The 20,122-nt window shown below is 39.4% G+C and carries 21 protein-coding genes, 1 riboswitch and 1 other annotated feature; of the genes, 11 read left to right on the top strand and 10 right to left on the bottom strand.

The window, feature by feature from the left end:
- Positions 1 to 192: 192 nt before the first annotated feature.
- The 3 genes from J3U69_RS03690 to J3U69_RS03700 all read right to left on the bottom strand — a co-directional run bounded on the left by J3U69_RS03690 (position 193) and on the right by J3U69_RS03700 (position 3,571).
- Positions 193 to 942: an amino acid ABC transporter ATP-binding protein gene (locus tag J3U69_RS03690; RefSeq protein ID WP_267413076.1), complete on the bottom strand. Its 750-nt coding sequence runs from the start codon at positions 940 to 942 to the stop codon at positions 193 to 195.
- The gene (locus J3U69_RS03695; RefSeq protein ID WP_220220575.1) at positions 942 to 2,567 is read right to left on the bottom strand and encodes an ABC transporter substrate-binding protein/permease; all 1,626 of its coding nucleotides are present in this window, start codon (positions 2,565 to 2,567) and stop codon (positions 942 to 944) included. The genes J3U69_RS03690 and J3U69_RS03695 overlap by 1 nt, the downstream gene beginning before the upstream one ends.
- A 111-nt stretch (positions 2,568 to 2,678) precedes the next feature.
- A riboswitch (Lysine riboswitch) is annotated at positions 2,679 to 2,855 on the bottom strand.
- 83 nt (positions 2,856 to 2,938) lie between these two features.
- Complete coding sequence (locus J3U69_RS03700) at positions 2,939 to 3,571, bottom strand: DNA-3-methyladenine glycosylase (RefSeq protein ID WP_103752765.1); 633 nt, start codon at positions 3,569 to 3,571, stop codon at positions 2,939 to 2,941.
- Positions 3,572 to 3,614: 43 nt separating this feature from the next.
- Here J3U69_RS03700 and J3U69_RS03705 point away from each other — a divergent pair, with 43 nt between their 5' ends.
- Entirely contained in the window at positions 3,615 to 3,986 is a 372-nt protein-coding gene (locus tag J3U69_RS03705) for a DUF488 domain-containing protein (RefSeq protein WP_267413078.1), read from the top strand.
- Positions 3,987 to 4,096: 110 nt separating this feature from the next.
- Here J3U69_RS03705 and J3U69_RS03710 read toward each other — a convergent pair whose 3' ends face one another.
- From J3U69_RS03710 to asnA, 3 genes are all read right to left on the bottom strand, one after another.
- Positions 4,097 to 4,876 (bottom strand): TerC family protein, encoded by a 780-nt coding sequence (locus J3U69_RS03710; protein ID WP_103752767.1) that lies wholly within the window; start codon positions 4,874 to 4,876, stop codon positions 4,097 to 4,099.
- Between the two features lie 112 nt (positions 4,877 to 4,988).
- Complete coding sequence (locus J3U69_RS03715) at positions 4,989 to 5,693, bottom strand: NAD-dependent protein deacylase (RefSeq protein WP_267413079.1); 705 nt, start codon at positions 5,691 to 5,693, stop codon at positions 4,989 to 4,991.
- Positions 5,694 to 5,822: 129 nt separating this feature from the next.
- Positions 5,823 to 6,836, bottom strand: coding sequence for an aspartate--ammonia ligase (gene asnA / locus J3U69_RS03720; protein WP_220220579.1), 1,014 nt, complete (start codon positions 6,834 to 6,836; stop codon positions 5,823 to 5,825).
- A gap of 58 nt (positions 6,837 to 6,894) precedes the next feature.
- Positions 6,895 to 7,135, bottom strand: a binding site (T-box leader).
- A gap of 134 nt (positions 7,136 to 7,269) precedes the next feature.
- Here asnA and J3U69_RS03725 point away from each other — a divergent pair.
- Positions 7,270 to 7,746, top strand: a complete 477-nt coding sequence (locus J3U69_RS03725; protein WP_103752770.1) for a hypothetical protein — start codon at positions 7,270 to 7,272, stop codon at positions 7,744 to 7,746.
- A gap of 140 nt (positions 7,747 to 7,886) precedes the next feature.
- Positions 7,887 to 8,528, top strand: coding sequence for a nitroreductase family protein (locus tag J3U69_RS03730; RefSeq protein WP_220220580.1), 642 nt, complete (start codon positions 7,887 to 7,889; stop codon positions 8,526 to 8,528).
- Positions 8,529 to 8,637: 109 nt separating this feature from the next.
- On the opposite strand, the gene cls is transcribed toward J3U69_RS03730, so the two are convergent.
- On the bottom strand, positions 8,638 to 10,095 hold the full coding sequence (cls, locus tag J3U69_RS03735) for a cardiolipin synthase (protein WP_103752772.1): 1,458 nt from the start codon (positions 10,093 to 10,095) through the stop codon (positions 8,638 to 8,640).
- 23 nt (positions 10,096 to 10,118) lie between these two features.
- On the bottom strand, positions 10,119 to 11,051 hold the full coding sequence (locus tag J3U69_RS03740; protein WP_103752773.1) for an alpha/beta hydrolase: 933 nt from the start codon (positions 11,049 to 11,051) through the stop codon (positions 10,119 to 10,121).
- A gap of 70 nt (positions 11,052 to 11,121) precedes the next feature.
- Here J3U69_RS03740 and J3U69_RS03745 point away from each other — a divergent pair, with 70 nt between their 5' ends.
- On the top strand, positions 11,122 to 11,913 hold the full coding sequence (locus J3U69_RS03745; RefSeq protein WP_267413080.1) for a ribonuclease H family protein: 792 nt from the start codon (positions 11,122 to 11,124) through the stop codon (positions 11,911 to 11,913).
- On the opposite strand, the gene J3U69_RS03750 is transcribed toward J3U69_RS03745, so the two are convergent.
- Positions 11,914 to 12,879, bottom strand: a complete 966-nt coding sequence (locus J3U69_RS03750) for a DUF1002 domain-containing protein (RefSeq protein ID WP_220220583.1) — start codon at positions 12,877 to 12,879, stop codon at positions 11,914 to 11,916. It lies immediately after the preceding gene.
- Between the two features lie 141 nt (positions 12,880 to 13,020).
- On the opposite strand from J3U69_RS03750, the gene J3U69_RS03755 reads away from it, so the two are divergent.
- The 6 genes from J3U69_RS03755 (at position 13,021) to J3U69_RS03780 (ending at position 17,877) form a co-directional block, all read left to right on the top strand.
- The gene (locus J3U69_RS03755; RefSeq protein WP_220232650.1) at positions 13,021 to 13,866 is read left to right on the top strand and encodes a glycosyltransferase family A protein; all 846 of its coding nucleotides are present in this window, start codon (positions 13,021 to 13,023) and stop codon (positions 13,864 to 13,866) included.
- The gene (locus J3U69_RS03760) at positions 13,863 to 14,519 is read left to right on the top strand and encodes an alpha/beta fold hydrolase (protein ID WP_103752777.1); all 657 of its coding nucleotides are present in this window, start codon (positions 13,863 to 13,865) and stop codon (positions 14,517 to 14,519) included. Before J3U69_RS03755 ends, J3U69_RS03760 begins: the two co-directional genes overlap by 4 nt.
- Positions 14,520 to 14,647: 128 nt before the next feature.
- Positions 14,648 to 15,628 (top strand): ribose-phosphate diphosphokinase, encoded by a 981-nt coding sequence (locus J3U69_RS03765; RefSeq protein WP_103752778.1) that lies wholly within the window; start codon positions 14,648 to 14,650, stop codon positions 15,626 to 15,628.
- A gap of 140 nt (positions 15,629 to 15,768) precedes the next feature.
- Positions 15,769 to 16,452, top strand: coding sequence for a TetR/AcrR family transcriptional regulator (locus tag J3U69_RS03770; RefSeq protein WP_220220585.1), 684 nt, complete (start codon positions 15,769 to 15,771; stop codon positions 16,450 to 16,452).
- Between the two features lie 11 nt (positions 16,453 to 16,463).
- Positions 16,464 to 17,291, top strand: coding sequence for a hypothetical protein (locus J3U69_RS03775; protein ID WP_267413081.1), 828 nt, complete (start codon positions 16,464 to 16,466; stop codon positions 17,289 to 17,291).
- A gap of 109 nt (positions 17,292 to 17,400) precedes the next feature.
- Positions 17,401 to 17,877, top strand: coding sequence for a nucleoside 2-deoxyribosyltransferase (locus J3U69_RS03780; protein WP_220220587.1), 477 nt, complete (start codon positions 17,401 to 17,403; stop codon positions 17,875 to 17,877).
- 50 nt (positions 17,878 to 17,927) lie between these two features.
- Here J3U69_RS03780 and J3U69_RS03785 read toward each other — a convergent pair whose 3' ends face one another.
- Complete coding sequence (locus J3U69_RS03785) at positions 17,928 to 18,917, bottom strand: CAP domain-containing protein (protein WP_267413082.1); 990 nt, start codon at positions 18,915 to 18,917, stop codon at positions 17,928 to 17,930.
- A gap of 108 nt (positions 18,918 to 19,025) precedes the next feature.
- Here J3U69_RS03785 and J3U69_RS03790 point away from each other — a divergent pair, with 108 nt between their 5' ends.
- Positions 19,026 to 20,078: a helveticin J family class III bacteriocin gene (locus tag J3U69_RS03790; protein ID WP_267413083.1), complete on the top strand. Its 1,053-nt coding sequence runs from the start codon at positions 19,026 to 19,028 to the stop codon at positions 20,076 to 20,078.
- The last annotated feature ends 44 nt before the right edge of the window (positions 20,079 to 20,122 follow it).

The following is a 20,122-nucleotide window of genomic DNA, read 5'->3' on the forward strand; positions in this document are numbered from 1 at the left end:
TATTTTCATTAATTATTATATACTATTAAGTGAAATACTTCAACGATACTGTAATTGCTTTTATTTCTTAAGGCTTATTTATAGTGTTCTCGGTGTTTCACTACGTGTTTTAGATGGGTGTTAGAATTAAGCTTTCGCTAAGCTAAAAATAGACTGGAAATTATTATTTCCAGTCTATTTTTCTAAGTAAAGCTAGTTATTCTGGAAGTTACTTAAGAACTTCGCTGTTTTTTCATTTTGTGGATGATTAAACAATTGGTCAGGATTGCCTTGTTCAGCAATTACACCATCACTGATAAAGAAAATCTGATCGGAAATATCACGGGCAAAAGCCATTTCATGGGTAACGATAATCATCGTTAAACCAGTAGTGGCCAAGTTTTGCATAACGCTTAAAACTTCACCGACCATTTCTGGGTCAAGTGCACTAGTTGGTTCGTCAAATAGCAAAATCTCTGGGTCCATGCTAATCGCCCGTGCAATTGCAACCCGTTGCTGCTGTCCACCTGAAAGTTGGCTAGGGCGGGCATTAATGTATTGCTCCATGCCAACTTTTTTAAGGTTTGCGAGGGCAACTTGGCGAGCCTCTTCTTTTGAACGCTTCAAAACAAGTTCTTGGCCGACCATGCAGTTAGCCAGCACATTTTTATTTTCGAATAAATCGAATTGTTGAAAGACCATGCCGACCTTGGACCGGTAAATGTTCCGATTATAGTTTGGCTCTAGGACATTTTCACCGTGAAAAATAACTTCGCCGGCGGTTGGTTCTTCTAGTAAATTGATACACCGTAAAGTAGTCGATTTACCACCACCAGAAGGTCCAATAATCGTAGCAATTTCGCCTTTATTAATATCAAGAGAGATGTCACGCAGAACTTGATGTTCACCAAAAGCCTTTTGAATGTGCTTTAAGCTTAAAATAGTTTCATTTGTTTCAGTCATTATTTATTAGCCTCCGTGTCTTTTGTTGCTCCTACTTGAACCTGATTTGCCATTAAGTTATAGTTTTTGCTACCCTGCAGGTGCTTTTCAATTAAATTGAAGATTCTGGTAGTCGTGAACGTTAACAACAGGTAAATTGCGGAAATGGTTAAGTAAGTCGGGAAGAACTTGAAGGTTTGACTGGCAACCGTTGTTCCGACAAAGAATAATTCAGAAACGGAAATGATGCTCAAAACGGAAGTATCCTTAATATTGACGATAAATTCGTTAGTAATTGATGGCAAACAGTTCTTGATTGCTTGTGGCAAAATAATGTGCCACATTCTTTGATTATGTGTCATTCCCAAAGCACTAGCTGCTTCAAACTGACCTTCGGGAGTTGAAATAATCCCACCTCGGATAATTTCGGCTAAATAGGCACCGGTATTAATCGAAACAATGACTAACGCAGCAATTGTCCGGTCAATATTAATGTGCCAGAATTGGGCTATGCCATAGTAAATTACAGCGGCCTGTACCATCATTGGCGTGCCCCTGAAGATCTCAATGTAAACGGCTAAGAGCCAATTGACAATTTTTAAGAGCCATTTCTTACCCTGGCTGGTTGGAGTTGGGATAGTTCTGATGATACCGACAAACAGGCCGATAAAGAAGCCGGCGATGGTACCCACTAAGGCTAAGAGCAGGGTCATGCCAATCCCGTTTAAAATCATGCCGCCGTATTGCTTCCACATTGAAACTAGCCACGGCTCGGACTTCCCGTTTTTACCCTTTTTCTTATCATCAGTTTTTGGCTGCTGCTTAATGGCCGTGGTCATTAACTTTGTTCGCTGGGAATTTGGAATTGTACCTAAAACGTGGTTGACTTCTTTTAGCAGCTGCTTGTTTGGCTTAGCAATTCCGATAGCAGTAGTTGAATCTTCCTTGGAAACCTTGAACCCGGCCATTTCGCTAATTGGAATCGCCTTAATGTCAGGATCAACCATCTTAAAGGAAGTTGATTCGGTATCTTCGGCAACGTAGCCATCAATCGTGCCTGAAATTAAACTTTGGCGCATTGCCGCAAAGTCGCGCATTGCCGGCTGTCTTTTAGCGCCCTTTAATTGCTTAATCAAAGCATAATGCGAAGTACCTTGTTGGGCGGTTAATTTCGCACCCTTAAAATCATTTAGTGTTTTAGCATTAGCGTATTTGCTATTAATCTTGGTGATAACAACAAAAGTGCTGTTTCTGTATGCATTGGAAAAATTAATTGCCTTGGCCCGCTCAGCCGTTGGGCTCATCCCAGCAATAATCAGGTCGGCCTTGCCACTAGTCAAAGCTGGCAGCAGTCCATCCCACTCAGTTTTGACAACTACGACTTTGCGGTGCAGCTGTTTACCAATAATTTTGGCAATCTTCACATCGTAGCCATTGGCGTACTCGTTTGACCCCTCGATCGGAACAGCACCATTAGCGTTAGTAGTTTGGGTCCAATTGTATGGTTGGTAATTGGCCTCCATAGCTACTTTGAGTTCACCGCTATTACTTTTTGCTTCAACTTGAGAAAAGTCGAAGTTGCTGCCGATAATGAAACTGAGCAGCACAGAAAGTAGAACGGTAATCCACTTATTTCTTGACTTCATTTTGAAAACCTCCGAAAATCTTGTTTCAAATAAAGCCAATACAATAAAAAGCGTAAACAAAAACCTCGTTGCTCTTCAAAACAACGAGGTTATAATTAATCATCTTTAGACAAATCATATAGCGCTCCCTGGGAATTAACCAGGACAGTCTGCAAGATATTCTCTTTGCAGCCCAACAAAAACATCAAAACGAAAATCTTTTTGTTTCGGCGACAATTCTTACGTTATCTTTCTTTGTGTTCGTTCACTCCAGATAATTTTGTAATGGTCGCGACCTCTATTGCATTGGAAATTATTTAACTTATGAAAAATAATAGGCTAAAAACAAAGGCTTGTCAATCTTTTCATTTAAAGATTATTTTATCATTATCTCATTTCCAACCATGATCTGAGCGATAGTCACGCTTTTTCATGCGGGAAACATATGGATTTCCAGCCACATAAAAGCGCAATTTTTTGTTAGCCCATTCGCGTTCCGACTGGTTGACACCAATGCGTGGACTAGTTGCGATTTTCTGGGCATTTTTGCGGTGACGATCGTTTAAGTCAATAGTAAAAGGGGAATCACTAAGAAAATGTAAATCCCATTTTTTATCATGAATACCAAATGCCTGCATCATTTTTGCCGGTCCGCTGGTTAAAGCAATGCCACTTTTACCTGAGCGGTTTAAACACATTTGTTCAATTCCCCAGATGGGTTCAATTGCTCTAATTAAAACTCCTTGCGGTTCATCTTTTTGTCTGGTTGCTACGTCAAAAAAGAAATATTGTCGCTGAGCATAAATATAGATTGTTCCACCGGGGCCATATAGTCCTTCATTTGCCGGACTACGATGACCGCCATATGAATGTGCCGCACGATCTTTAACACCCAAATAAGCTTCGGTTTCGACAATATAGCCGCCAAGTACCTGGTTATTGCTGCGATAAGTTAATGGCCGGCCGATTAAGTCAGCACTGATGGTTTCGGTTGATTGATTAGTAAAATAAGTTGTGTAATTCATTTTTTCCTAAAGTAGTACACTAATAATAATTGAGGTGAATGTAATGACAAAAATAAAGCTAGTCCGTGTATATGCTCAAGATCAGCCGGAGGGCTACCGCATTTTGGTAGACCGTTTGTGGCCAAGAGGTAAGAGTAAAAGTGTGTTGCACCTTGATTGTTGGGCAAAAGAAATTGGACCGACAACTGCTTTACGTAAATGGTTCAATCATGATGATAATAAATTTTCTGAGTTTAGGCAAAAGTACCTGGTAGAATTGGCGGAAAATCCAGCAGGGGCCGAGTTTGTTAAAACTGTTGAAAACAAGCTGCAAGAACAGGATGTTTTATTTTTATACGGGGCAAAGGACCCTCTGCATAATCAAGCTGTGATTTTAAAAGAATACGTTGAAGGGCAAATAGTTAATTTGCATTAGTAGACAATGAAGTAATAACAGCCTTGTTTTACTTAAAAAAGCCAATAAAAAAGTTAAGCCCATTAAAGCAGCTTAACTTTTTTATTTTGTAGTTTTGCCCTTAGCAAAATTTATAGCTTGCGGCCGTGCTTTTTAATCCGGATAAAGTGAAACGCAATGGTTAACAGCAAGACGCCAAAAACGATTATTGCAAAGACGGTATTAGGTAATTCATAGTGCAGAGGTGGCAATGAAACCAGCAGTTTTAGAGCGATAATCCCAATAAGAACATAAGCCATTGGCTGCAATTCTGGGATAATATCCATTAATTTGATGATAATCTCAGCTACACCTCGCATGCATAAGATTCCAATCATGCCACCAATTAAAACGACGACCGGATTACTGGAAACGGCTAAGGCTGCTAGAACCGAATCAATTGAAAAGACGATATCCATCGCTTCAATTGAAATAACTGTCCGCCAAAATAGGGATAGGAAATGTTTGCCTTTTTTTGGGCGATGACTAGCAATTTTGGCTTCTTCAGCCTTTTCTTCGGCTGCAGCTTTTTGTGGATGGTGCTGATCATAAAAATACTTAATGGCGAGGTAGAAAAGATAGAGACTACCAGCCAATTTAATTTCCCAAAAATTAATTAAGTATGTACCAATTCCAATTACAATGAAACGGAAAATGTAGGCACCCCACATGCCGTAAAATAATGATTTTTCTTGTTGCTTCTTATCTGGCAAAACCTTAGTTTGTGCTGCCAAAACAACGGCATTATCAACGGAAAGAAGACATTCCATGAGAATTAAGGTTAAAATAATTAGCCAGTCTTTACCGCTAGTTAAAACATGCAGCCAGTTATTAGCGCTAAAGAATGGGGCATACAATTTTAAAATTGCCATTTAAAAGTTCTCTTTTCTAGTTTAATCAAGTGATAGTCACGTTGCTTTGCTATTTTAGCATAAGTAAACTGTTTTACTGATTGCAAGAGCCCAAGCCAGTTAGGCTAAGACCTTATAAGGCGCTAAAAACATCAAGAGCATCGCCAATAATTGCGGATATATCATTTGCCGGGATAGCGGTTTTATTAATTGCCCAAACTTTTGCGCCTGCTTGGCGGTATGTTAGTAGTTGAGCGAATGGATAAACGACAAAGCTAGTACCGGAAATAATGACAAGATCAGAACTCTGCATGGCATTAACTGCCTGAGCTAACCGGTCGCCATTAATTGCTTCTCCGTATAAAACGATTCCAGGGCGAATAATGCCGCCACACTCTTTGTGACAAAAAGAGTCGGCATATTCCGCATAAGTAACTGATTTGTGGCATTTGGTGCAATAAATTTCGTATAAGCTACCGTGAAATTCGGTTACGTGCTTATTGCCAGCCTTTTTATCTAAGCCATCAACATTTTGGGTAATTAATTCACCTTTTTGATTACAGATTTCGGCAATTTTTTGGTGGATTTTGTTAGGCTTAGCTTCTGGAAAATACATGTTGTCCATAACGAACCGATAAAAAAATTCAGGCCGATTGTAGAGCGTGTCTGCACTTAAAATTGTCTCGGGGCTCTCACTCACGCCGTCGTAGATACCGTTTTTGGAGCGATAATCCGGAATACCAGAATGAGTTGATACGCCTGCACCAGTCAAAAAAGTGATATGCTTGGCCGCGTTAATATCTGCCTTGAGTTCAGTAAGTTGCTGTGAATCAATCATAAAATGTTTCGACCTTTCTCAAAATTATTACTATGTGATAGTTTACTACAAGATTTTTACTTTAAACCAGGTTTATTTAGTAAATAAAAATTCACACGATAGTAACTTAACGTGTGAATTTAAACATAATTACAAAATTTGCATCTGATGCTTTTGACATTGCTCAATCATTTCTTGGGGCCAAACACTTGCTTGCACTTCGCCAATGTGTGCCTTAGCAAGTAAAAGCATGCATAGACGAGATTGACCAATGCCGCCACCAATAGTATAAGGAAGTTTGCCATCTAAAAGCATCTTGTGAAATGCCAATTTTTCCCGGTCTAGGCAGTCAGCCTTTTTCAGCTGTTCGTGCAAACTTTCAGGACTGACACGAATACCCATTGAGGAGATTTCGATCTTCTGGTCGAGCGGTTCATACCAGAAAATCAAGTCACCGTTTAATTGCCAATCATCATAGTCAGGGGCCCGGCCATCATGAGGCTCACCGCTGCGTTTTAGTTTGTCACCGATTTTCATAATAAAGACAGCTTTTTCTTTTTGGGCGATTTTATCTTCACGTTCTTCGGGACTTAAATCTGGCCACGTGTCTTCTAATTCTTGGGTCGTAACGAAGTGCACCTTTTCGGGTAAACGGTAAGTTGAAGCAGGATAGCGAGCCGCACATTCTGCTTCGATTTGTTTAATTGCCGCAAAAATCTTAGTTACCGTTTCTTTTAGAGTATCTTCTGTCCGCTCTTTTTTAGCAATAATCTTTTCCCAATCCCACTGGTCAACGTAAATTGAGTGGAAATTATCGAGATCTTCGTCGCGGCGGATAGCGTTCATGTTAGTATACAAACCTTCGTGCATGCCAAAACCATATTTTTTCAGGGCCAGTCGTTTCCATTTCGCAAGTGAATGAACGATTTCAATTGTGTCATCTTCAGGCAAATCCTTAGCATCAAAAGCGACTGGACGTTCAACCCCATTTAAATTGTCGTTTAACCCAGTGCTTTTTTCGACAAAAAGCGGTGCTGACATTCTTTGCAAGTTTAGCTTTTGACCCAATATTTCTTGGAATCTTTCTCTAATAAAGACAATTGCGGCTTCAGTGTCACGAATTGTTAAAGTTGGTTGATAATCTTCTGGCAAAATTAAAGACATGGTAGTTACCTCCAAATTTTTGAGCCAAAGAAAAAGCCCTTTGTCCCGTAATAATAAAAATAAGGACGAAAGGCTTTTTCCGCGGTACCACCTAGATTGCCCAAACTTTGGGCCACTCATGAAACACAATCATGCTTCACCAGTTTGATAACGTACTGGAGACGGCACCACCTACTTTAATTACTAGTTCAGTGTGCTGCTAGAAGTGTTTTTCGATAATCCAGGGTCTGCCGATTTTCCACTAGCACCGGTTCACTTTAAGAGATAGATTATTTACTCGTCTTCATCACTGCATTTAAGTTAATAGTAATTTAACAACTATTTTAATTAAAATGCAAGTAAAAATTAATATAAAATAATAAAAAACGGTTTGGCAATCTAAAAAGCCTTGTTCTGTTATAATGGATAGGAATATTTATTGAGAGGAAATTTTATGGCAAGTTTTTATCTTATTTTGGATGCCTTGCTGCTTGGCTATACTTGCTATAGCTGGTACTGGCAGGCCAACATCAACTTAAAGGGACATTATCGGTCCTCATCAATTATTTGGGCGATAATTTTTATTTGGATTGGCTTTGCTTGGCAACTGATTGAAAAAAGTGATCCTGGCCTGTCTGTTTTTTTAGCGATCCTATTAGTGATGAGCATTATTGACGGCTTTACCGGGTTTGCACCTAAAAAAGCAGTTGTGTCGGGCTACTTTCGCCGAACTGTACCGTATTCAGAAATTGCGTTGGTAACACTAATCAGAGTGCCTAATCCGAAAAAGAAAGCTGTGATTTGTATTTTAACAACGCAGAAAAATCGGCAATATTATCTCCAATTTTCAACGGGAGTTGCTCAGATCGTGGAGACGATTAAGAGCTATGCGCACCGCAGTATTAGAATTGAAATTCAGGATTTATTATAAAAATAATTTAGCAAGCAAGAGACTAGTTTTAGCTGATAAGCAGGACTAGTCTTTTTTATTACCTATAAAAGTGAAAAATATCACAAAATGTTGTAAACTATACTATAATTGGTGTTTTTAAATTAGAAAGCGTGAAACTGATGCTTAATAATGATTTTAATGATGTTGTTCAAAACCGCCATTCCGTTCGAAATTTTGACAAGAACGTTAAAATTCCGCGCGAGGAATTCAAGCAAATGTTCGAAGAGACTATTACCGCTCCGTCGGGCTGCAATCTGCAGGGCTGGTACTTTGAAGTTGCTGATACACCTGAGAGTCTCGCTAAAGTAAAAAAGTACATGATGAAGTTTAACGATCCGCAACTGAATACCTGCTCTGCGATTGTTCAAATGTTTGCTCGTGTTGATGCTTACAAGAAATACCGGGAAATGTGGAACAAAACTTATGAAGAGGGTCACATAACCAAAGAGAAGTTAGACGAAGTTTTGCGGACTTTTCTTCCCCTATACGAAAATGGCACCTATGATATGTGTGCAACAGACGCAATTAGGTCCTGCTCACTTGCTGCAATGCAGTTTATGCTCGTGGCACGCCACCATGGTTATGACACTAACCCGATTGCTGGTTACGATGAATCCAAGATTGCCAGAACTTTCAACCTTGACCCGAAAATCTATCTGCCAGTGATGGCGATTGCTATCGGTAAAAGTAATGAGTCTGAGAAAGAGCAAATTAAAACCATTCGCTATCCAGTTGAAGATGTCTATCACTTTGCGGATTAGTGAGCATAATAAAAATTGCCTAAATGAGACCTTGTTCAAGTTAAAGAGATAAAAAGGCAGCCAAATTGGCTACCTTTTTATCTTTAGTATTATTAACAGCTAATCTTGTTTATAAAATTGGTGACAACATCCGTGAAAAACTTTGAAGAGTTCGTAACCAACGACCTTGCTGCTCAATCATTTCTGGTGTCAGTAAAGTAGAAACTTGCATGTCGTCCTCAAATGATTTGGCAACTTCCTTAGTGAAGTTTTTATCATAGAAAACAGCCACGTCTTCAAAGTTTAGGTCATAAGAACGATAATCTTGATTCATTGAGCCCACGGTTGCGAAATCGTCATCAACGACAATGGTTTTGGCATGGATAAACCCATTATTGTAAATATAAACTTTAATGCCGTAGCGAGATAATTCGTTCGCATACCACTGCGTTGCCCGGTAAATGAAGGGATGATCCGGCTTGCACGGAATCATGATGCGCAAATCAACACCAGACATGGCAATTGTTTGCAGCGTGGCAAACATCGCGTCATCTGGAATTAGGTAAGGTGTTTGAATCCACAAGCGTTTTTCAGCTTGAAACATGAGCCGGATAATACCGTTACGCATATTAGCGTTGTAACGGTCGGGCCCATCAGAAATAATTTGGGTGGCTACATCACCGGGATGAATTTCATTTTCATCCAAGTTAGGGAAGAGCATCGTGTTAAAAGTAATAATCTGATCCTCTTGCTGAATTGAGGCATTCCAGTCCATGACGAAACGTTCTTGCAAAAGCAATGACGCGGATCCGACAATTCGCACCTGACTGTCGCGCCAGTAGCCGAACTTTTTCTTGCGACTCAAATACTGATCACCGATGTTGAACCCGCCAGTCCAAGAAGTTTTTCCGTCAACGACAACAATTTTGCGGTGGAGATGGTAGTTGATGCGGTAACGGGTAATCATATTGCGTGAAGTAATGAAAGGCAGAACCTCGCCCCCGGCCTTACGCAGCTGGTCAAACCAAGTTTTGGTTGCACCCATTGAACCCCAAGCATCATAGAGTAATCGCACCCGAACACCCTGTTTAGCTTTTTTAATTAGTAAATCAAGAATTTCGTTACCGATTTGATCATTATAAAAAGTGTAAAATTCAATATTGACAGTCTGTTTAGCATTTTCAATATCGCGCATCATGTCGCGAAACATTGGTACACCATCAGTATAGAGCTGAACGTGATTGTTTTTGCTGAGCGGCGATTCGCTGTTACGGTCAAAAAAGCGGACAACCATGCTCGCTTTTCCTGAGGTGTCTGAGGGACTGGTCTTTCTCGGCGCCTTGGTAATTGACTTTTGCACATTGCGCAGTCCGATATGGTGCTGCTTGTTAATGGCAAAAATGTTTTCCTGCGAAATACCTCGTCCAAAAAAGCCGTACAAGATAATGCCAATAACAGGGAAAACTAGTAAGATAATTAGCCAAGCCCAAGTTGTTGAGACCGAGCGCCGGCGGTGAAAGACGATGTAGAAAGCTAAAATAGTGTTAGTAATAATGATAATGCGAATAATATCGCGGAGTAGAATCACGTAGTTCCTCCAAAAACAAAAGATTATTTTTTAAGTCCAATAAATTTATCAATAATACTGATTACCAGCGGATTATCATGCATCCAGCTGTGCTCGGCGTATTTTTTACCCCGAATTTCGACCTCATGATAGGATTTGGCGTGTGGTGCCAGAATATAGCGAATGCTTTTAGCCGAGATAACAGAAATAAATTTATCGCTATTTGTGTTATCAAGTACATTACCATAAATATTTAAAACCGAAATATCGGGATTGAACCTTTTACGCCTAAATAATAAATAAAGATAGTGCAAATTAATTACCGCTGGTCGACCGTTGCGATTGAGGCCGTTAACGTTGGGAATATCGCCCATATAGGTAACACCGTCAAATGGACCGGCAATGAATGCGCACATTGTTAGCCGCGGGAAATTTTTCCTGTGGTATGTCCGCATTTCGGTTCGCACAATACAAGGACAAGCTAAGGAATGAGCCACAGCACGGTAATGTTTAAAATGATACCTGTTAGCCAAAAATGGCAGGATAAATCTTAGATAATAATCAATTGCGTAGACACCGACAATTCTCTGCCGAAAAACTACCTGCACAATAGGATTTTGATCCCCCGTCCATGTTCCTTCAAGCTTAAAGTTACCAAGCAAATCAGCGGTTACCTTGAGAAATTTAGCATTATTTTTATCTTTTAAGGCTTGCTTAACCATAATATTGGTGGTGTAGTCACCGCCGCGGAAGCCGTGAAAATAAATAATCGGTATTTGCTCAAAGTCACCGGTTTTGCTTTCAACAGTAGCATTATCTTCAATCCGTCTTTTATGTAGACGTAAAAAAATGCGCATTGGTGCAATTGTTGCTAAAATAGCTAAGGAAATCATGTTGAACCGACTAGGTTCTTTTGATAAATTGTGCTTACGGTTCTTCTCAGCTTCTTCTTTATATTTTTTTGTATTGAAGAACATAATACCACCTTAAAAATAGAGCTACCTACATTTTAACATTGACTACGAAAATATAGTGACAGAGGTACATATGAAATTTTACGCCGTAAAAAAAGGCCGTACACCAGGTGTTTATCGCACATGGGATGCAGCCAAAAAACAAGTTGATGGTTTTCCTAACGCCGAATATAAGTCCTTTAGCAAAGTTACGGATGCAACGGACTACTTGGATTGGGATCAGCCAACAATTAAGCAGGTTTTTCAAAAAGACGAAGACTCCTTAGAGCAAGCAATTGCCAAAATACAGCGGGCTAGTCAGACAGTTAATAAAAAGCAGCAAGTGCCTAAACAGAAAAAGACACATGCTGCAACAGAAAATGAGACTAGTGGCGACTATTTTGCCACGATTTATACTGACGGTGGAACCCGCAATACGGGCAACTTCAAAGGCGGCCACGTGAAGGGAACCGACAAGGCTGCCTGGGCTTATCTAATTGAGTGGTATGACCATAACCAAAAACAAACGGCATATGACTCGAATGGTGAATTTGGTGCTACTAATAATAAGATGGAGCTAACCGCCTTAATTGAAGCTTTGAAAAAGTTGCTGCAACTGGGCTTTAATCAGCAGCCATTATTGTTTGTCCTCGATTCTCAGTACGTGTTAAATCCGATCACTAAAGGCTGGCTCAAGGGTTGGAAAAAACGGGGCTGGAAAAAGAGCACACCGGGTGCAATTGCCAATTTAGAATGCTGGCAGGAAATGGACCAGTTGCTAGAGCAATTTCCTAGCGCCCAATTCGAATGGACTAAGGGCCATAATAATAACCGCGGCAATGAATTTGTCGACCATACGTTAAATAAGTTTATGGACCAAATGTGATTAGTTAAAGACGACGATTGTACCGCCAAATAAGTGACTAAAGAAATTAGTTACATTTTGCCAAGCTTGTTCTAGCCAGTTACGGTTTTCAGGGGTATTGACTTTGTCAAAAATGCCCTTAGCATCTTTTTTGATGTTATCGGATAAAGCTCCAGCTTGATCTTTAAACTTGTTGTCTTTTAAGGCTCCAGAATTGCGGATTTCAATTAAAACATTAATAATCTGCTGTTTTTGGTTATTGTTAATAACATCACCTAAGTGGTTAATATTAATTTGATTGTTAACGATGTCACGAATTTGGCTGTCAGAAATGTTGTTGCCAATTTTACCCATTTCTTGTTTGGCACCGGCAACGGCGTTGTTTAATTGAGCGTCACTGTAACCATCTTTACTCTTGTTTTCCTTGGTAATTTTACTTAAAGTTCCCATTTCGTCTTGGGCGGCATTAACCTGACTTTGATTGAGGCTTTCACCGGTTTTGTGGTAAGCAGCATAGACACCAGCTAAAGCACCAGAGCCATCGATTGGCACGGCACTAGTCACATAGATATTTGCATCAGCAATTCCGGCCGTTAGTGCGGCATTTTTATACTGATCGGCGGTGATAGTCGTGATATTGTTTTTACCTTGATAATCCAAGATTTTGACATTAATGCCGCTGCCTTGAGCAGTCTTTTGAATCATTGCACTGGACCAAACGCCAGAATTAGTGGTGAAGTTAGCCCCCGAAGGATTAAGATATTTAACTAAATCGCTTCCTGTGATGGTAATAGTTTGGTAACTATTGCCGTTTAACGGCTCACTAAGCGTTTTAACTGTTCCGCTGCGCTGACCATCCGATAAAGAAGTTCCTAGACAAACAACGGGAAGATCATCTGCCTTGACTGTTTGCTGGGGCAGAGATAGTCCCAATGTTCCGATTAATAACGTTAAAATAGTAGTAATAATAGTTGTTGCTTTTTTCATAAAATAATCAACTCCTTGTTTATTGCTATTAATTATACTAAATGCTGATTACAAAAGTTTAAAATAGCTTTTTAGACCATCCGGTTTACGATATTTTTAATATTTTAGATGGTATAATAAAAAACAATGAGGGAGGTAGCGATGATTCAGCAACCTGAATTAACTGTCATAATGCCGGTCTACAATGTTGAAAAATATTTGCCGCGAGCACTAGAACACTTGGCTAAACAGAGCAACCCGAATTTCAAATTGTTGATTGTCAATGATGGTTCAACTGATAATACGAGAAAAATTGCGGAAAGTTACCGGAATGATTTTCACGACTTAAAAATTATAAATAAACCTAATGGCGGTTTGTCTGATGCCCGCAATGTTGGAATCGACAACGTTGATACGCCGTATTTTACCTTTCACGATGGTGATGATTGGGTAGATTCTGGTTATACCGACTTTTTTGTCCGAGCTTTTCATGAACATCCCGAAGCAGCAATGGTTTCTTGCGGTTTTTGGCTTGATTACGAAAATAAGGAAGGTTCCGTGCCAGCAACTAAGAAGAAAGTAAACGGGATGAAAGAAAAGTTGCGCAGTTATCAGCTTATCTGCAATCCACTAGGATCATTATTTGACAATCACTTCTTAGCAACACCAGTTAAAGGCTACACATGGAATAAGGGTTATAAGCTTTCCGTTGTTCGGCAAAATCACTTGCGCTTTATGGGCAACTTGGCATTTATGGAAGACCAGATTTTCAATGTGCAGTATTTAGCTAAAACAGATGGCTTTTATTGTGACAGCACGCCGCTATACCATTATTGGCAGCGCAAAGACAGTATGGTCCATAACTTCAATTTAAAGATGATTCCTGATAACTTTCGGGCAAATTATATTATCCTTAAAACGATGATACGTAGTTTGTGGCAAGAGCACAAAAAGGAAAAAGGTTCTGAGCAAGAGCTGCTTGAGGCTAGTGAAAGGGATCAGCGATGAGAGAAAAAGTTAACGGTAACGAATTATATTACAGCAAACTGGGTAAGGGAGAACCACTTCTTTTATTGCACGGTCATCACTTAGATGGCGGGATGTTTGACCAGATTATTGCCCCGCTTGGACTTTATTACACAGTTTATGTCCTTGATATGCGCGGACACGGCTTAAGTGAAGGCGAAATAGCGCAACATTATCAGACTGAAGTTAAAGATGTCGCTGATTTTATTGATCAGGTTGGCATTCGGGGCTGTTATTGTTTTGGCTTTGATGCTGGTGGCTTAGTTGCAATGATGCTTGCAAGCCAAGACCAAAAGGCTTTTAAAAAGTTGATGGTTGCCGGTGTATTTGTCAATGGCAATGGCATTAGACCATATCATTACTTAACTGAGGGAATTTTGCGCTTTTTGAGGCGTAATCGTGACAGTGAAGTAGAATTGACCGAAAGCTTTATGTCCGTTGATAGCTTAAAGGCAATCTCAATTCCAACGTATTGTGTTGTTGGCGAAAAAGACTGGGTCAAGGTAGAACACGTTCGCTGGTACAGTCAGATTATTCCGCAGGGCCAGCTTCTTGTAATGCCGAGACAGAAACATGAAAGTTATGCTGTGAAAAGTTTTAAACTTCTTAATTTAATGGAAGATTTTTTTAAATAAATATTTTTTAACAAAACGTCGAAAAAGTTTTCGGCGTTTTGTTTTGATTTTTACCTTTTCTAGGCACTAGGGACTTTTTTTGGTTATAATAGACTTGCAAAGATAGTATTTTAAATAAAGAGGTAGCTATGAACAAAGAAGAACTTCTTCAGTTAATGCATCCAATGAAGTTAATTGGGTTAAGTGGTAATCCTGCTTTAAACGAAAAGATCGCCACGATTTTGAAAAAACCGCTAATTGAAACTGCTGTGCAGCATTTTAGCGATGGCGAAATTCAGGTTAATATTGGTGAAAGCGTCAGAGGATGTGACGTTTTTGTTATCCAGTCAATTCAAGATCCAGTCAACGAAAACTTTATGGAGTTAGAAATTGTCTTGGATGCATTGCACCGCGCTTCTGCGCACCGAATTAACGTTGTTGTGCCTTACTTGGCATATTCGCGTTCTGATACTAAAACACGTTCCCGTGAACCAATTACAGCTAAACTGGTTGCTAATTTATTGCAGATTACCGGCTTAGACCATTTAATTGCTTTAGATTTACATGCTTCGCAAATTCAAGGCTTTTATAATGTTCCGGTTGACCATCTGCACGCAATGCCGCTGTTAGCGCAATACTTCCTTGATAATGGAATTGCGACTAAAGAAGAAGACGATATTGTTGTTGTTTCACCTGATCATTCAGGAGCAAAATTAGCGCGGAACTTTGGGCAGTTCTTTGATGCGCCAATCGCAATTGTTGACCAGCGTCGTGAACGTTATGACACTGATGTACATGACATGATTGGTGACGTTAAGGACAAGAAATGTATTATTGTCGATGATTTGATTGATACAGGTTCACGCATTTCTTCTTCAACTAAATCAGTTTTAGCAGCTGGCGCTAAAAAAGTTTATGTTGCAGCTACGCATGCACTTCTTTCACAAAATGCACTGGAAACGCTTAATGAATTGCCAATTGAACAAATAGTGGTAACTGACACAATTAAGCACAGCCACTATCCAGACAGAATGGTTCGGATTTCCGTCGATTTGCTTTTGGCTCGTGGAATTAATTATGTGTATAATGATCGCTCAATGCATTTGTTAAGTGAAAGTGACTTAAAATAATTTAATAATTGGCTTTTATTTTTAAATACTTATAAACGTTGTTGCTTCAATATTTTTTAGTGCTATGATGTATTTTTGTTTATTTATTTTATAACATTGGTATAATAAAAAACAAAATGCGTAGGAACGGAGAATCCATTATGGCACGAAGGAAAAATTATAAGAGAAGACGAATTATTTTAAGTAATACCTTTCATTTAATTAGGGAAAATGGCATGGACAATGTGTCATTTCAGATGATTGCAGAAAAATCAGGGATTTCCAAATCTCTTCTTCAATCATATTATCCCCATAAAGCAAAGTTAACGGATGACGTGGTTCGTAATATTCTTAATACCTTGGATGAGCAGGTAAGAAAATCCAACCATGCCAAGGAGGGCAATATTTGTGCCCGAACTAAGGCTTTTATTTATACGATTGCGATGCTGGGAATCTATGACAAGGGACTCAAGCGAATTATTTCTGAAGTTTTCAGTAGTAACGAGACCCTTGATAATTGGAGCCAAATGCTTAATAGCTGGGTAAAAGATAACCAAATTTTTGATGAAGATGCTTTTGATTTAAATGAAGTAGAGTATGGCATTGCATTTGTAGTAACTGGGGTTGGCCGGCTATACCATGACAGTAAAAGATTTAGTCTGTCCGCCGAGCAGCTGGCAGATTACGCTACTAGTTCATTAATGTATAGTTTCCTGCATTGCACCCCAGAACAGGTTAACCACGCTCTTGAAGCTGGTCATGAGATCATTAAATCAACTGATATCGAAGCAATTCATCACGCAATTGATACGATGTTTGATGAAGAAAAAGAGATCGTCTGTTAGGAAGGAAAAATATGGCAAATGGCGCGCGAGATGATCTGCGCAGAGTAACTCAGGAACAGAATGACCAATATCAAAAGGTACTGTCCTTTATTATTTATCTAATTGTGACGCTTATTATGGTTACGGTTACTTTTCTCAATCCTTTTTTCATGAAGAATCAGATTAGAACTGACAATAATGAAGCCATCATTGTTAGGCAGGTCAACAAGCACTTTGATACACTTGCTAGCGAGATTGGGGCCAATAAGAATGGCAATGCCAATCTTTTGACTACTAAGCAAACGCAACCGATTGCCGATCATATTATTGATTATACTTTGGGTGCTTTTTTTAAGTTTAATAATCTTAATTTAGCTAACCAAATTTTATACGACATTGATTTAAATATTGACCAAGGGGCATCAAGCGATGCTCAGTTGGTTCAGCAAAAATTAAAAAAGCAGGGCAGTAATGCACCTTATGAAGTAGTTGATGCGTTCAGTTTAAATACAATGATGGTGGGCAGCAATGTTGCAACGGCATTACTACTGCTTAATATTATTGTGTTAGTAATGGCTGCTATCAGCTTGCGCTCGCTTATTAGTGACTTGCACACAGAGATGACTTCGAAAAAGTTAACCCATACTATTACGGGTGCGGCCATGTGGGCAAGTTTTTGGCTAATGCTGATTGCGGGAATAATTGCGCTTATTCCAATAGTTTTTAATGTCAGGGAAATTGCTGTTTTTGGCTATATTTTGGAAATTAGCAGCAGTATATTCTTGGATTTTGTAATTGTGGGGGTTGTCCTCTACATTTTAAGTGCCATTTTATGGGAATTTACAGCGCAAGAAAATTAGCTGCTTAACTACTCCTTGACCTTCTAAAAGCTCCTGACTAATTAATAAGTGAATTGTTCAGGTGACCCTGTCTTTTTTTAATAGGCAATTACGAACTAAGGAGTTAATAATGAAAATTTACTTTGCAAATGCTCTGTTTTCTCAGGCAGAAATCAATTATAATGCCCAATTAGCAGCTAAAATTCGTCAACTAGATCCTGCAATTGATCTATATTTACCGCAGGAAAATGCTGCAATTAATGATAAAGAAGCGTATGCCGATTCAAAAATGATTGCTCAGGCCGATACTGATAAGCTCCTTCAAAGTGATTTAATGGTTGCCGTTCTTGATGGTCTCAGTATTGATAATGGGGTAGCAAGCGAAATCGGTATTGCCTACGCTAAAGAAATTCCGATTATTGGTCTGTACACGGATACACGACAAAAGGGCAGTAATAATAAGCAAAAATTAGCTGCACTAAGTGAAATCGCTGAAAATCAATTTCACTACGTAAACCTTTATACAACGGGACTAATTAAGTTAAATGGGACAATTGTTAATAATGAACCTGATTTATTACAGGCAGTTGCAAAGTATTTAAAATAGCAAAATAAAGCCACGGAAGTAAAATTTCCGTGGCTTTTTTCTGTCATAAATTAGTTGCTTCCTAGTCGAAAGAGCTTGAAATGATAAGAAAGAATTCCCGCAATATCAACCCGGTATTCATGCCCATTAACTAAGGGAGTAGCTCCCGGAGAATAAGTAATAATGGTTGTAAAATTGCCATAGCCGGAATTATGATAATTGTGAACTTCCTGAGCTTGATAAGTGGTTTGCGTATCCTCATCGGTAATAGTAATTTGCGGAATTTCTTTAATTACTTGATCGGAGCTATAAAAAGACCAAGCAATGTTTTGTCCTTGGACTAATTCGAGCGGAAAAACGCCTGAACTAGGATAAGTGACTTGCTGTTGACTTGGCTTGCGAAAGACGTCAGCTGAATTAAGAACTTTTTGAACAGAATAGCGATAACCGTTTTTTCCGTAAGCGGCTCCGATTCCGGTTGTAGTCAGTCTAGTTGAGAGTAACCAGGCACGGTGGCCTGTGTCTGGCCCGGATAAATTATAGCGATCAGTAATTAAATCAGTAATTACATCGCCTGCAGTTTGGTCATGAGTATTAAAGTTAAGATTAGCAGAATTGGAAGTGGAGCGGGCGATTTGCCAAATTGCTTTGCTAACGTTGCGCGGCCTTTTTTCATAAGGAAGGTTGTGCTGGTTAATTAACGGATTGGCATTTAAGGTTGCCAAAACGGCGGCCGTTTTTTGTGCATCAATGCTGTCTTGTTTGGCCTCAGCTATTGGTGTTAAGCCGAAAAGTCCGCGATAATAATTAATGTAAGCGAGTTGATCACTAAGATAAGTCGGGGTTAGCACGCCTTCTTTAAATTTGCGGTTGAGCTGCGGCTTAGTTACATAGAGGTTATCTTCATTAAAAGGAGTTTTATCTAAAGCAGCATACTCTTGTTGCAATTGCTTTACTTGGTTTGCTTCACTTGGCGTGAAATCAGCCGCGTGAGTAGTTGTAGCGCTAAATGGAAAAATGAAAAGTAGGCTGGTAAGTATAATAGATAATTTGCGTAACATTTTTCAAGACGCCTCCTAACTATGAAATATTATAAGGCAAAAAAGCCCTTTAGATAGCTACAAAACAAAAAATTAAGAAAAGCTGGTAGAAAAGAGCGTTTATTAAATATGATTAACCCAAACATACCACAAGCAAGAAATGTTGAACTGAAATTGGTTAGTAATCTTGATGATTGGGACGGCGTTACTGGTCCGGTTGACCGTGATTTGCGTCAAGTCGTTGTTCAAAAAGCAACAATCGGCAAGAATTATACTTATGCCTTGCAACATGTTGCTGGTGATACTTTTGTTTATCGCGGCCATAATGGTCAAAATGTTAACTTTAATAAAAATAAGCCGGTGTTGTTCATGACGGGAACTGCTGCAGGGCATACCCAAACATTTGAATATGCGAATAAATTTGGTCAATATTTTGTGGGAACTAAGCCAAATGACCTTAATATGAGCAGTACGTGGTCGAGTTGGTCAAAGCAGATTGCCCGGGTTTCCCTGTGGCACGCACAAAAATATCGTTCTAATACAAGCGTGCAACCTCGGCTAGCTAACTTGAATCATGCAGGTAGCGACTTTGGCGTTGGTTGTGCGGGTGACCAATTTGCCCGCGTCGAGGCGGCCGTTTCACCTGATGGCCAATATTTTCTGATTGCTTACGGTGATAACGATCATAATGGTTACTTTGCACTATACCGCCTGAGTGCAATTAATGATGCCTTAGATCATGCCACAACTGCCAGCAAATATGTTGATATAACAACTGTACAATGCCTTGCCGCTTTTAAAATTCCAACTTTATCTGGCAATCAAGGACAGGTAGGGTCTTTGCAAGGATTTGCCCTTGATCATTATGTTGTTAATCACAACGACCAGTTTAATCTTTATCTTTCTAGCCAGCCGTCTACTGATACAGCTGGCTTTGACCGTAAAATTGTTAAAATTCCGTGGGGCGAAGTTAATGCTGCCGGTTGGGAATTAGTTGATTTGACAACCGCAACAGAACTGGCAATTCCAGGCTATTATACGGAAGTTGAAGGCATTCAGGTTGTAAGTAATAACAATGTTTTGGTGACGGTTGCCTACCACCAACTGCACGATTTTGCTAATCCAACTAAGCATCCCACTAAAATTAATAAAATTTACCAAGTAACTTGGGGACTTTTATAGCCAACAATAATGTTCGGAAAAAATATTGGATTAAAAGTCAAAAT

This window comes from Lactobacillus sp. B4026 (assembly GCF_026535825.1).
Lineage (GTDB): Bacteria > Bacillota > Bacilli > Lactobacillales > Lactobacillaceae > Lactobacillus > Lactobacillus panisapium.